Origin of the sequence: Blautia sp. AF19-13LB (assembly GCF_003479105.1) — a bacterium.
GTDB classification, from domain to species: Bacteria; Bacillota; Clostridia; order Lachnospirales; family Lachnospiraceae; genus Fusicatenibacter; species Fusicatenibacter saccharivorans.
The window spans coordinates 90,587-104,808 of the sequence record NZ_QUGO01000009.1 but is presented as its reverse complement, the minus strand read 5'-3'; the positions used below and the strand labels follow the sequence as shown (position 1 = coordinate 104,808).

At 49.5% G+C, this 14,222-nt stretch carries 6 protein-coding genes; all 6 read right to left on the bottom strand.

The window, feature by feature from the left end; genetic code table 11:
- Positions 1-247: 247 nt before the first annotated feature.
- Positions 248-1,462 carry a hypothetical protein gene (locus DWX32_RS10985; protein WP_118660028.1) on the bottom strand — a complete coding sequence of 405 codons (1,215 nt, stop codon included), beginning with the start codon at positions 1,460-1,462 and terminating at the stop codon, positions 248-250.
- A 21-nt stretch (positions 1,463-1,483) separates the two neighbouring features.
- On the bottom strand, positions 1,484-1,720 hold the full coding sequence (locus tag DWX32_RS10980; RefSeq protein WP_055266947.1) for a hypothetical protein: 237 nt from the start codon (positions 1,718-1,720) through the stop codon (positions 1,484-1,486).
- Positions 1,721-2,028: 308 nt separating this feature from the next.
- A complete protein-coding gene (rpoC, locus tag DWX32_RS10975) occupies positions 2,029-5,754 on the bottom strand; it encodes a DNA-directed RNA polymerase subunit beta' (protein WP_117510453.1) in 3,726 nt (1,241 codons plus the stop codon).
- Positions 5,755-5,792: 38 nt separating this feature from the next.
- A complete protein-coding gene (rpoB, locus tag DWX32_RS10970) occupies positions 5,793-9,632 on the bottom strand; it encodes a DNA-directed RNA polymerase subunit beta (protein ID WP_117510452.1) in 3,840 nt (1,279 codons plus the stop codon).
- Between the two features lie 350 nt (positions 9,633-9,982).
- Entirely contained in the window at positions 9,983-11,533 is a 1,551-nt protein-coding gene (locus tag DWX32_RS10965) for a carboxylesterase/lipase family protein (protein WP_055227769.1), read from the bottom strand.
- A 165-nt stretch (positions 11,534-11,698) separates the two neighbouring features.
- Positions 11,699-14,188, bottom strand: a complete 2,490-nt coding sequence (locus DWX32_RS10960) for a GH39 family glycosyl hydrolase (RefSeq protein ID WP_158579578.1) — start codon at positions 14,186-14,188, stop codon at positions 11,699-11,701.
- Between the last annotated feature and the right edge of the window lie 34 nt (positions 14,189-14,222).

The window sequence follows — 14,222 nt, the reverse complement described above, 5'->3', positions numbered from 1 at the left end:
ATTTTTCCACTTCTGGTAAATTAATGTTTATCGTTTCTTAACATCTTGTCACAAAAAAGAGTGACTCTGCACCCATGGTAAAAGCGGATACAAAATCACTCTTTGTCACTCTCTTTTAAAAAACCTGGTTTCTTTCTGGTGCTTTGCCACCAAATCACAGGTCTTTCACCTGTCCAGCCTGATTATCCTCTCTGCTTAAGAGTAACTGCAAAGTTTTAACGTTGCCAGAACAACGGAAGCAAACACCTTATGCCTCATGTCCTATTTTAGTCAGGAAATCGCTGCCCATCACCCATTTTTCGTTTTCCAGCGTCACAACGGACTCGAGTTTCCAGGTGACGGTCTCTATTTTGGTTTTGCGGAAGAAATGGAGGAAACGGGTTCGTCGCTCGATCGCAGCGGTCACGTTGGTTTCGATCTTCATCTGGTTGGATTCGTTGGTTACGGTTGTGGAGACGCTGCTCACGGTGATGCTGGTGATTCCGGTGTTGGTGTCGCTGTTCAGGTAGGCATCGCAGAGCTGCTGGTACTGTTCTTTGGCGGTTTTCTGTACGGCGGTGTCGGCGGAAAATTCATTTTTGATGGTGCTGAAGGATTTTCCGGCGGCTGCGGCTGTGAATACCTTGTCCAGGGACTCTTCTGCGCGGTCGGCGATGGTTTTGCCGGTGGAATCGTTGAGTTTTAAATCCGGCAGGAATTCCATGCTGCTGTTGTCCTGCACGAGGACGATCTCGCGGTATGGGTCTTTCTGTTTTTCGGTCAGTTCAATGGTGTGGCCGCCGAGGAAGAGATACGGGATTTTGTAGATGCTGACGTTATCTGCTGTCTCTTTTAAATACTTTTTCCCGACCTGCACGCCGTCCAGATAGAACGAGGCATCCGCCGGGACGGTGATTTCGACATCCGTCACGCAGCTGTCTTTCGGCACAACGTACCACTCTTTGAAGTTCCATTTTACGGTATCCCCGACGGCGATCTCCAATGTTTCTTCCTGCGAGTCGCTCATGCCTTTTAACGTGTACCGCACAGTATAAATCCTGTTTTCCCCGGTCTCAAGATTCTGTTTTCTGCGCATGAAAAAGCTCTTGATCTCCGGTGTTTCCTGCCCGTCAGTGCCGTCCTGTTTTGCTTTCCAGGTCATTGCATTGACGTAGTTCTTCCGCGACAGAAACGTGCTGTCCGGGAACTGGCATACATCGTATGCACTGTTCCAGTCTCCTGCCAGGCATGCTTCCACGTAATTCCGTCCTGCCGCCTGCGGCGCATACAGATACGCGCCTGCCATAAAAAATACGGCGCACAGAATCAGAAACAGACTGAGATTCACGATCAGAATCCGCAGACTCATCGGCAGATCACGAAATTTTGCCGCCCGTATTTTCACAGAAAGCTCCGTCGTCTCTTCTCCGTCTTTTTCCACATGGCGGAATCTTTTTCCTTTTCTTTTCCACTTCTGGAGCATAGTTTACCTCATCTTTTCCTCTTATTTAGACTGTTCTTTCACCGCATACGTATGCACCCGGTCGCTCTTCTGGCTGTATGCCTCTCCCTCGGAATAATACTCCTCCGATGTCGTGGAAAAACGCGTAATCGTCTCTTTCACACGCTCTCCCGCCGTTTGCTGGTGGAGAAACAGCGCTGCAATCATCAGAATCACAAATATATCCAGAATCAGTACCGCCGCATTTGCCACGATGCCAGGTAATTTTTTTATCCACATAGGCTTCCCTCTTTTCTGTCTCCATTGTAACAAAATGCTCCCGAAAACACAAGGAAAGCAGAGACCCCGGCGAACCGAAAATTCTCTGCTTTTCACAAATGACATATTTATTTTTTAACCTTGTTTCAATCCACAGTCGGTAATTTCACAGAGTCTGACATGTCAGCAGAATGCTGACTGTGGTTTGCCTCATGTCAGTGGGGGATACCGATTTCTCTCCGCCCGCCACTGCCGTTAACTTTCTTATTTGCAATTCATCTCACCACCTATAGAGGTGGGAGAATCCTTGCTATTATTTGTTGAAGGGTTTACTCCTCGGTATCATCCTTTGACGGAATCATTTCCTCAAAGTCGAAGTCGAGCATCGGCTCTTCCTCTTCAGCTGACGGTTCTTCAACCGGAGCTTCTGCCATCGGAGCTGCCGGAGCATCGTCCTCAAGATCTTCGGTCAGAATCAGATCCTCGTCCTCTTCTTCCTCGATCATGCTGTCGGTATTCAGATGAATGTTGCTGTAGCACTTCATACCGGTACCGGCCGGGATCGGTTTACCGATGATAACGTTCTCTTTCAGGCCTACCAGATGGTCAACCTTACCCTTGATAGCAGCGTCGGTCAGAACCTTGGTGGTCTCCTGGAAGGATGCTGCGGACAGGAAGGAATCGGATGCCAGGGATGCTTTGGTGATACCAAGCAGTACCTGTTTTCCTTCTGCCGGCTCTTTGCCTTCTGCGATCAGAGCTTTGTTGGTCTCGTCGTAATCCAGGAAGTCTACCATGTCGCCCGGAAGGAATTCGGTATCTCCGTTTTCCTCGATGCGGATCTTCTTCAGCATCTGGCGAACGATAACCTCGATATGCTTATCGTTGATTTCTACACCCTGCAGACGGTAAACTCTCTGTACCTCGCGGATCATGTAATCCTGAACGGCACGTACACCTTTGATCTTCAGGATATCATGCGGGTTGACAGAACCTTCGGTCAGCTCGTCTCCGGCTTCCAGAACAGTTCCGTCTGCGATCTTAATACGGGATCCGTAAGGGATCAGGTATGTCTTGGATACGCCGTCTTCCGGATTGGTAACAACGATTTCGCGTTTCTTCTTGGTGTCTTTGATCTGTGCAACACCGGCGATTTCGGTGATGATGGCAAGTCCTTTCGGCTTTCTTGCCTCGAAAAGCTCCTCGACACGAGGAAGACCCTGTGTGATATCTCCACCGGCAACACCACCGGTATGGAAGGTACGCATGGTCAGCTGTGTACCAGGCTCACCGATCGACTGTGCTGCGATAATTCCGACAGACTCACCAACCTGTACTGCCTCGCCGGTTGCCATGTTGGCACCATAGCATTTTGCGCAGATTCCGTTACCGGAACGGCAGGTAAGAATGGTACGGATTTTTACTTTTGTATAATGCTCACCGTTCTCGTTGATGCCGTCTTTGATGACACGGGCAGCACGTTTCGGGGTGATCATATGGTTTGCTTTTACAATGACGTTGCCGTCCTTGTCTTTGATCGTCTCGCAGGAGAAACGGCCTGTGATACGATCCTGCAGACTCTCGATCTGCTCTTTTCCGTCTGTGAACTCGCTGACCCACATACCCGGAATTTCGTCCTTGCCCTCGGCACAGTCGATTTCACGGATGATCAGGTCCTGAGAAACGTCTACCAGACGACGGGTCAGGTAACCGGAGTCGGCGGTACGAAGCGCGGTATCGGACATACCTTTTCGTGCTCCATGTGCGGACATGAAGTATTCCAGTACCTGAAGACCTTCACGGAAGTTTGACTTGATCGGCAGCTCGATGGTATGTCCGGTTGTATCGGCCATCAGTCCTCGCATACCGGCCAGCTGTTTGATCTGCTTATCGGAACCACGGGCTCCGGAGTCAGCCATCATGAAGATGTTGTTGTATTTATCCAGTCCGTCGAGCAGTGCTTTTGTCAGCGCATCGTCGGTCTTCTTCCAGGTATCTACAACCTCTTTGTAACGCTCTTCGTCTGTAATCAGACCACGTTTGAAGTTTCTTGTAATCTTGTCTACCGTTGCCTGTGCTTCGGCGAGCATCTCCGGCTTCTGCGGCGGCACGGTCATATCGGAAATGGATACGGTCATGGCTGCACGGGTGGAATATTTATATCCGGTTGCCTTGATATAGTCCAGAACCTCTGCGGTTTTGGTAGCTCCGTGTGTATTGATGACTTTTTCCAGAATCTGTTTCAGCTGTTTCTTTGCAACGAGGAAATCAACCTCAAGAGCAAGCTCATTACCCGGAACCGTACGGTCTACGTATCCCAGATCCTGCGGCAGAATCTCATTGAAGAGGAATCTTCCGAGTGTGGAGCTTACGTTCTGCTGCATTACAGTACCATCTTCCATCTCTTTTTCGCAGCGGATGGTAATCTTGGTCTGCAGGGTAATGTATCCGTTCTCGTATGCCAGGATGGCTTCGTTCATATCGCGGAAGAAGCTTCCTTCGCCCTTCTCGCCCGGACGCTCCTGTGTCAGATAGTAGATACCAAGAACCATATCCTGGGAAGGAACGGCTACCGGACCACCATCGGACGGTTTCAGCAGGTTGTTCGGAGAAAGAAGCATGAAACGGCACTCTGCCTGCGCTTCTACAGACAGCGGCAGATGGACAGCCATCTGGTCACCGTCGAAGTCGGCGTTGAATGCGGTACAAACCAGCGGGTGCAGCTTAATCGCTTTACCTTCTACCAGAATCGGCTCGAACGCCTGGATACCCAGACGATGCAGTGTAGGGGCACGGTTCAGCATAACCGGATGCTCTTTGATGACGTCCTCGAGAACGTCCCATACCTGCGGCTCGAGTTTCTCGACCATTTTCTTTGCGTTTTTGATGTTGTGTGCAGTACCGTTGGAAACCAGCTCTTTCATAACGAACGGTTTGAACAGCTCGATTGCCATTTCTTTCGGCAGACCGCACTGGTAAATCTTCAGTTCCGGTCCTACGACGATAACGGAACGGCCGGAATAGTCAACACGTTTACCAAGAAGGTTCTGACGGAAACGGCCGGATTTACCCTTCAGCATGTCAGACAGAGATTTCAGCGGACGGTTTCCAGGACCGGTAACCGGACGGCCACGGCGTCCGTTGTCGATCAGGGCATCAACTGCCTCCTGAAGCATACGTTTCTCGTTGCGCACGATGATATCCGGTGCACCGAGTTCCAGCAGTCTCTTCAGACGGTTGTTACGGTTGATGATACGGCGGTACAGGTCATTCAGGTCAGATGTTGCAAAACGTCCGCCGTCGAGCTGTACCATAGGACGCAGATCCGGCGGAATAACCGGAACCGCATCGAGGATCATCCACTCCGGACGGTTTCCGGACTCACGGAATGCCTCAACAACCTCAAGTCTCTTGATGATGCGGGCTCTCTTCTGTCCGGTAGAATCTTTAAGACCTGCCTTTAATTCAGCAGACTCTTTTTCCAGATCGATTGCCATCAGAAGCTCTTTGATGGATTCCGCACCCATACCTGCACGGAAGCTGTTTCCGAACTCCTCTCTGGCATCCTGGTATTCTTTCTCAGTCAGAACCTGTTTGTACTGTAATTTGGTATCGCCTGCATCAAGAACGATGTAGTTTGCGAAATACAGAACCTTTTCCAGAGTTCTCGGAGACAGATCCAGGATCAGTCCCATACGGGACGGAATTCCTTTGAAATACCAGATGTGGGATACCGGAGCTGCCAGCTCAATGTGTCCCATACGCTCACGGCGCACACTGGATTTTGTTACTTCTACGCCGCATCGGTCGCAGATTACGCCTTTGTAGCGAATTTTCTTATATTTACCGCAATGGCACTCCCAGTCTTTGCTTGGTCCGAAGATTCTTTCACAGAACAGACCGTCTTTTTCCGGCTTCAGCGTTCTGTAGTTGATGGTCTCCGGTTTTTTTACCTCGCCATGGGACCACTCCCGGATTTTCTCCGGGGAGGCAAGTCCTATTTTGATGGCATCAAAGCTCATCTGGTAATTTTCTTTTTTTGCTGTTTCTGGCATTTGATTACCCCTTTCCTCGCAAAGCGAAGATCTACAAGTTACATGTCATCATCTGAACTTTCATCCAGATCAAGATAAGAGTCTTCTTCTTCATCCTCTTCCACATCTACCATTTCTTCTCCGTCAAATTCTTTCTTGGAGAATCCATAGTCACCAAATCTCTCGTCCTCTCTGTCAGAGTAACGGTCTCCCTCGATGATGTGGTTCAGGTTGGTATCACCGTAATCAACTGATTCCATAATTTTAACTTCGGTATTGTCATCACGCAGTACGCGGACATCGAGTGCCAGGGACTGCAGCTCTTTCAACAATACTTTGAAGGATTCCGGAATACCAGGCTCCGGAATATTGTCGCCCTTGATGATGGCTTCGTATGTCTTCACACGGCCAACCACATCGTCAGACTTCACAGTCAGGATCTCCTGCAGCGTGTAGGATGCACCGTACGCCTCAAGAGCCCAAACCTCCATCTCTCCGAAACGCTGTCCACCGAACTGAGCTTTACCACCCAGAGGCTGCTGTGTAACGAGGGAGTATGGGCCGGTAGAACGGGCATGAATCTTATCGTCTACCAGGTGATGCAGTTTCAGGTAATGCATGTGTCCGATTGTCGTTCTTCCATCGAACGGCTCACCGGTACGTCCGTCGCGGAGCTGTACCTTACCGTCTCTTGCGATATCAACACCCTTCCACAGTTCTCTGTGATCCAGATGCTCTTCCAGATACTGATATACTTCCGGAAGCAGAATATCTTTATATTTCTCGGAGAATGCATCCCATTCCATGTTTACATAATCGTTTGCCAGTTCCAGGGTATCCTGAATATCTTTCTCGTTTGCGCCGTCGAAGATCGGAGTGGAAACGTTGAATCCAAGCGCTGCTGCTGCAAGGCTTAAGTGGATCTCCAGCACCTGTCCGATGTTCATACGGGACGGCACACCCAGAGGATTCAGCACGATGTCCAGCGGACGTCCGTTCGGCAGGAACGGCATATCCTCTACAGGAAGTACACGGGAAACGACACCCTTGTTTCCGTGACGACCAGCCATCTTATCGCCGACAGAGATTTTTCTCTTCTGTGCGATGTAGATGCGGACTGCCTGGTTTACTCCAGGAGAAAGTTCGTCGCCGTTTTCACGGGTAAATACTTTGGCGTCCACGATGATACCATACTCACCGTGCGGTACTTTCAGGGAAGTATCACGTACTTCTCTTGCTTTCTCGCCAAAGATGGCACGGAGCAGACGCTCCTCTGCGGTCAGCTCGGTTTCTCCCTTCGGAGTTACTTTTCCGACCAGAATATCACCGGCACGTACCTCTGCACCGATGCGGATGATTCCACGCTCGTCCAGGTCTTTTAAGGCTTCATCGCCGACGCCCGGAACGTCTTTTGTGATCTCTTCCGGTCCAAGCTTGGTGTCACGGGCCTCTGCCTCGTACTCCTCGATGTGGATGGAAGTGTAAACATCATCCTGTACCAGACGCTCGCTTAAGAGTACGGCGTCCTCGTAGTTATATCCTTCCCAGGTCATAAATCCGATCAGCGGGTTTTTACCAAGAGCAAGCTCGCCCTGGTAAGTAGACGGACCGTCTGCGATTACTTCGCCGGCCTCTACATGGTCACCTTTAAATACGATCGGTTTCTGGTTGTAGCAGTTGCTCTGGTTGCTTCGCATGAATTTGGTCAGATGGTAAACATCTTTTGTTCCGTCATCATTGTTCATGCGGATCTCGTTGGAGCAGGAATAGGAAATGGTTCCTGCTTTTTTTGCAACGACGCAGACACCGGAGTCTACGGCTGCTTTTGCTTCGATACCGGTTCCTACAACAGGAGCATCGGTGATCATCAGCGGTACGGCCTGACGCTGCATGTTGGATCCCATCAGCGCACGGTTCGCATCGTCGTTCTGAAGGAACGGGATCAACGCCGTAGCAACGGAGAATACCATCTTCGGAGACACGTCCATGTAATCAAACATGTGCGGCTCGTAGGACTGGGTCTCATCCAGATAACGTCCGGAAACGTTCTTGTTGAGGAAGTGTCCTTCCGCATCCAGCGGCTCATTTGCCTGTGCTACATGGTAATTATCCTCTTCATCTGCGGTCATGTAGACTACTTCGTCGGTAACACGCGGATTTTTCGGATCTGATTTGTCAATTCTTCTGTATGGAGCCTCAACGAAGCCATACTCGTTGATGCGCGCATACGATGCCAGAGAGTTGATCAGACCGATGTTCGGTCCCTCAGGAGTCTCGATCGGGCACATTCTTCCGTAATGGGAGTAGTGAACGTCTCGAACCTCGAATCCGGCACGGTCACGGGACAGACCGCCAGGTCCAAGGGCAGAAAGACGTCTCTTGTGCGTCAGCTCTCCAAGCGGGTTATTCTGATCCATGAACTGGGACAGCTGGGAAGATCCGAAGAACTCTTTGATTGCAGCTGTAACCGGTTTGATATTGATCAGGGACTGCGGAGAAATTCCGTCGATGTCCTGTGTTGTCATACGCTCACGTACCACACGCTCCATACGTGACAGACCGATGCGGTACTGGTTCTGAAGCAGCTCACCTACAGCACGGATTCTACGGTTGCCCAGGTGGTCGATATCATCGGCATTTCCTGCGCCGTATTCCAGATGCATGTTGTAGTTGATGGAAGCGAAAATATCTTCCTTTGTGATATGTTTCGGAATCAGGTCGTGGATGTCACGTTTGATCGCCTGTTTGATCTCTTCGATATCGGTATTCTCCTCCAGGATCTTTTCCAGAACCGGATAGTATACTTTCTCGTTGATGCCAAGTTCTTCCTCGTCAACATCTACCCATGCTTTCAGATCTACCATTAAGTTGGAAAGAACTTTTACGTTTCTCTCCTCGGTCTGGATCCATACATACGGTACTGCTGCGTTCTGAATCTTGTCTGCGAGTTCCAGAGTAACGGTGGTACCTTTTTCTGCAAGGATTTCACCGGTGGACGGATCTACAACATCCTCAGCGAGGATCTGGTTGCGGATACGGCTGCGCAGTGCAAGTTTCTTGTTGAATTTATAACGGCCTACCTTTGCCAGGTCATAGCGACGCGGGTCAAAGAACATGCTCATGATGAGGCTCTCTGCATTTTCTACTGCGAGAGGCTCGCCCGGACGAATTTTCTTGTACAGCTCGAGAAGACCTTCCTGATAGTTGGTGGAAGTATCTTTGGTGAAGCTTGCAAGAATCTTCGGCTCTTCACCGAACAGCTCTACGATCTCTGCATTGGAGCTTACTCCAAGTGCACGGATGAGGACTGTGATCGGAACTTTTCTGGTACGGTCTACGCGGACATAGAAGACGTCGTTGGAATCGGTCTCGTACTCCAGCCATGCTCCACGGTTCGGGATTACGGTACAGGAGAACAGTCTCTTTCCGAGCTTATCATGTGCGATGCCGTAATAAATACCAGGGGAACGTACCAGCTGGCTGACGATTACTCGCTCTGCACCATTGATAACGAATGTTCCTGTTGCTGTCATCAACGGCAGATCACCCATGAAAATTTCGTGCTCTGTGATCTCGTCTTTTTCCTTATTATATAATCTTACTTTTACCTTTAACGGTGCCGCATAAGTAGCGTCACGCTGTTTACACTCTTCGATTGAGTATTTTACGTCATCTTCACACAGTGTAAAGTCTACGAATTCAAGGCTCAGCCGTCCGCCGTAGTCGGAGATTGGTGAAATGTCATCAAAGACTTCCTTGAGTCCGCTTCTCAGGAACCAGTCATAGGAATCCTTCTGGACTTCAATCAAGTTGGGCATTTCCAATACTTCTTTTTGTCTCTGGTAACTCATTCGCATACTTTTTCCGGTAGGTATCGGACGTATTCTGTTTTTCTCCATTGACGTTGTCACCCCTTGTGTTATAATATATTTATTACCGCTCATGCCTGAACAAAAGGTTTTAGGCATATCTTGCCATAATAGTGCATTTTCTAGATTATCATGTTTTTTCAAGTGTGTCAACAAAACAGATTGTATTTTTTTCAGTACAATCCGTTTTTTACTGGTTTTTCTTCCGTGACCCTGTTAGAATAATACTTTAGATGTGATTGAAAGCACCGAATTTTCAGAAAAAACCGCCTGTTTGATTTTTTTATTTTTCAAATCAAACAGGCGGTTTTTTTATTCTAATTTTTTAATATTTCAGAGCTCCATCCCGATTTCGCTTATGCCGCGTCGAATCGTTCTTTTTAATGCTGAATATTGTCAGCCATCATGTCCATAAAGCTCCATGGTTTCAGAACTTTGTTGATCTCTGCAAACACTTTATCATCGTAGTTGTGTTTTACTTCCGTTTTGCGGTCAAACACCATGGTATCCGCATCCTCTGCTTCTACTTCCGGCCAGTGCGGGAGTCCGGCATGATCCGGGGTGCCGTTCTTTGCGAAGGCGAGAAGTGCTCCGAAGATTTCGCTTTCCAGTTTATCGCTGACATCCGGGATGCCACAAATTTCTACGAGATCTGCGTTTCCGAAGAAATATGGGATATCGGAGCAGTGCCATGCCGGCTTGCCGTGCTGGAACGGGAATTCCAGAGCGAAGTTGTAGAGATATGCTTTGCCGCCGCCTTTTGCGAACAGTTTGGCAAGTTTTACGGTCGGCTCACGCATTGCACGGTCGATGGCAAGAACATCTACGCCGTTCTTCTCCGGATATGCTTCTTTGAAAGCGTCCAGAACCTTTTCGGCATTGTCTCCATAAACCTTTTTGAGGATTTCCAGAATCTCTTCCGCTGTCAGTTTGTTCTTATCATAAGCTGCCGGTGCAAACGTTGCGAACTCGCCGTATACGGTTCCGATCATCATCGGAATCTGATGTGCATGCTCACGGAAGCCTGCGTCGAATGGATTTCCATAGAAGTAATCGCCCTTTTTCGGGCCGCCGCCGATGTAGCCGCCACTCTGTGCAATCGCCGGAGCCACTTTTGCATATGCAGCAGCAAGCTGCGGATACGGTACAGTTTCCAGCTGAGCCACATCGTCAAAGCCGAGCGCTTTCATCATTGCCGTAATAATCTCCGTGCCGTCTTTCTCTCCTGCGCCGAGCGGATCGTCCTCCATAACACCGCTCATGACAAGACCTTTCTGGAACAGACCGTCTGCTGATGGAATCTGCATCAGGTCAGTCACCTTCATTCCGCCGCCGGACTGGCCGAAAATGGTTACATTCTCCGGATCGCCGCCGAACAGGGCAATATTGTCATGTACCCACTGCAGGGCTGCCACCATATCGGCGTGGCCTGCGTTTGCGGAGTTTTTGTATTTTTCCCCAAACGGAGACAGATCCAGATATCCTAAAATATTCAGTCTGTGGTTGACAGAAACAAGAATCGAATCACCTTTCTTTGCGATGCTGACGCCGTCATACGCAACCTGCTCGATGGAAGATCCCGCTGCGTATCCACCGCCGTGGAACCATACGAGAACCGGTTTTTTGGCTTCCGGATCAAGTTTGTTTGTCCAGATATTTAAGGACTGGCAGTGCTCATCCTGCGGCCAGTAGCGGTGCGGAACCATAAGCTCGCCGTTCGGTGTATCTTGGTTCTGAAGCGGGCATACAAAGCCGTAGTTTGTCGCATCCTTCACGCCATCCCATTTGGACGGAACCGGCATCTGGAAACGGTCTGCGTATGCATACGGAATTCCTTTGTAAATGTAAACACCGTCATAAAAATAACCTTTTAAATCGCCGGATGTGGTATGCAGCACCGGCACGCCATCGTAATCAAATATTTTCCCCATTTTGAAATACCTCTTTTCTGTAGAATTTAGCATTTATGTTGTTTTCAGTATAAACAATATTTTCGTCCTTTTCTACTCGAATTGCCGCAAGATCTTCTTATATTGTTGCTTTTTTTCCACTCTTTCTCTGTATTCTCCCACCGCGAGTGCAATTTTTTGAAGATTTTACAGAATCTGCTCCACCTCAATCAGCGCCGTCTCGTGCGGCTCCAGGCGTTCCTGCACCGTGAGGCTGCCTTCCGGGTCGGTTTCCTGCTCCCAGACACGGTATTCCGGGTCCGCACTGTGGCACAGCATCGCGCGCTCCATCCGGTTCATCCGCTCCGGAGCTCCCATCCGCACCCACGCATCGTAGCTGCTGCCGTGCTCTTTCGTCACTTTATACAGCCGCAGGCAATATTTTCCCGGTTCCAGTCCGGTCAGCTTCACTGAAAAGGTCCGGATTTCCCCTATATTGAATACGCGGTAACGGTCCGTGCGGGAAATATTCACGGCATGGCGGTAGCGGTACAGCATATCGTAGTGAACATAGTTGTAAAGGTAAATCTGGCTTTGGTTTTTCTCCGGCTCTGTGCTGATAAAATAGCCGTCCCCACGCTTCACCAGACGAGATCCCATTCTGCCGAGCAGCCGCAGCGCAGTGCAGACCGCCTTTGGAATGCCGTTCATCGTGAACAGCCCAAAACCTCCATGATACGTTTCCCGCGCCGGAAATACTTCATCCAAACGGTCATTGACCGAGAAATACGCAATTCCCTGCAGCGCCTCTTCATTTTCCAGAAGATTTTTAAACAGCCATGCCGCTTTATAACAGGTATCGTTGCACAGATCCCTCTGCCAGATGTTGCTGCTGCACTCATCCACCAGAACCGGCAGTGCACCAAGCCCAGCCTTCTGCAGCAGACCTTTTACCTTCTCCCCGCGGTTCCGCAGAAAATCCGGGTCGCGGCTCACAATCATATTGATGCTCTCGTTGTTCTGGATCAGATTCATTTTCTCCTCTTCCTCTCCATAGATCACCGTGCCAAACGAGCGGAATGCAAAAATTTCCGGCACACATTCCTTTTCCTTCATAGTTTCGATAAAGGCTTTGAGATGTTCCTCCGGTCCAAGACCAAAGGAAAGACATGTTACAAGATCCGGGCTCACACGTTTCATCTCCTCGTACGATGCTTTCCACGTCCCAAAGAACTCATCTCCTCCATCAATCGTGATCACGTCTCCGCTGATCCACGGGTTGAAAATCCAGCGCCGCATCTGGTTGATTCCATACCGTTCCCTTAGATGTTCCATCAGGTTTTTAATCAGCATGCGCCACTCAGCCAGATCCCGCGGAGAGCTGCTTAGCGCCGGACGCATCGTTCTTCCCGGGTCTGTTTTTGCCAGCAGCAACGGCATATGGCCGAATTCCAGCAACGGCTTCGCTCCCGTGGAAAGGATGAAATCGATCACCTCATCAATATAGTTCCAGCAGAACTGAATCTCGCCCCACATATTCCGCCGAAGTACGCACATATCATCATCAAGAATTCCTTTTACGCGGATCAGCTCATAGCCGAGCTCCTGCACCAGCTGTTCCAGCTCATCCTGCACCTCGCGGTTCAGCACACTTGCCGCATAACCAGCATTGATCACGCGCTTCCAGTGGCCTGCCACTCTTGGTTTCCGTCCGTTTACTGCCGCTGTCACGGAAACGGCACTCTCATTTATCGTCTCAATCTCCTGCTCCGTGACCGCTGCATACTGCAGGAGACTCTGGAAAATATCATGGTCTCCCGCCGCCTCTTCCCGCTCTTTTCCTTTCTTTTCACGCTGTTTTACTGTATATTCCATCTGCTTCCGGTATTCGCTCGGTGTCATACCGCGGTATTTGCGGAATGCGCGGATCATCGCCGTCTCATTGACAAATCCATTGTGATAGGCAATCTCCGTCAGCGTTGCGCCGCTGTGCATTTCCTGTACGGCATGCGCCAGGCGCACCTGCGTCACGTACTCCCGAAATGATACACCGAAATACTGCGGAAAGCTCCGTGAAATATAGGCACGGCTCAGATAAAGATGATCCGCCAGATCCTCCAGCGTAATCTCTTCCCGGCAATGCTGCAGAATATAGTCTGATGCCCGCTGAATGCGTTCCCTTCCGCCCCGGCCCTGTTCCACCTTTTCCCCGGATGTAAAGTAAAAAAGCAGATCCTCCAGAAGCGCCGTCACACGGCTTTTCATATAGATCGGTTGTTCCTCATTATTCTTGTACATCTCAAGAAAGATCCGTGCCATATCCCGCCGGATCAAATCAAATTTTTCCTGCTGATCTTCCATATAAAAAAACGACTGACATTTGACTTCACATTTCAGCAGCTTAATGTGAAATGAATCAATCGTCTCCGCTGAAACGCAGAGCGACAGAGCAAGTCCGTCTTCGTCCAGATCCAGGTCACAGATCTGAAACCGGTTGATCGCAAAGATAGATCCCATCGGGAGATTGTGAACTTCCCCGTCCTCGTAGCTGACTCTTCCGCTCCCACGAAGCAGAAATAAAAGTTCAAAATCCGGATTCCACAGTTCCCGTTTCTTCTCCGGCCGGAGTAGCCGAAAACGAAATCCCGGCATTTCCTGTTTTGTTCCTCTCATCATTATTTCTTCGTCTCTTTCCATTCCACACCTCATAATAGATTTTTTCTGTTGTATT

Bases quoted from the DNA above. Each gene is read 5' to 3' on its own strand.
- DWX32_RS10985 (WP_118660028.1), bottom strand. From the start codon at position 1,462: ATGCTCCAGAAGTGGAAAAGAAAAGGAAAAAGATTCCGCCATGTGGAA.
- DWX32_RS10980 (WP_055266947.1), bottom strand. From the start codon at position 1,720: ATGTGGATAAAAAAATTACCTGGCATCGTGGCAAATGCGGCGGTACTG.
- rpoC (WP_117510453.1), bottom strand. From the start codon at position 5,754: ATGCCAGAAACAGCAAAAAAAGAAAATTACCAGATGAGCTTTGATGCC.
- rpoB (WP_117510452.1), bottom strand. From the start codon at position 9,632: ATGGAGAAAAACAGAATACGTCCGATACCTACCGGAAAAAGTATGCGA.
- DWX32_RS10965 (WP_055227769.1), bottom strand. From the start codon at position 11,533: ATGGGGAAAATATTTGATTACGATGGCGTGCCGGTGCTGCATACCACA.
- DWX32_RS10960 (WP_158579578.1), bottom strand. From the start codon at position 14,188: ATGGAAAGAGACGAAGAAATAATGATGAGAGGAACAAAACAGGAAATG.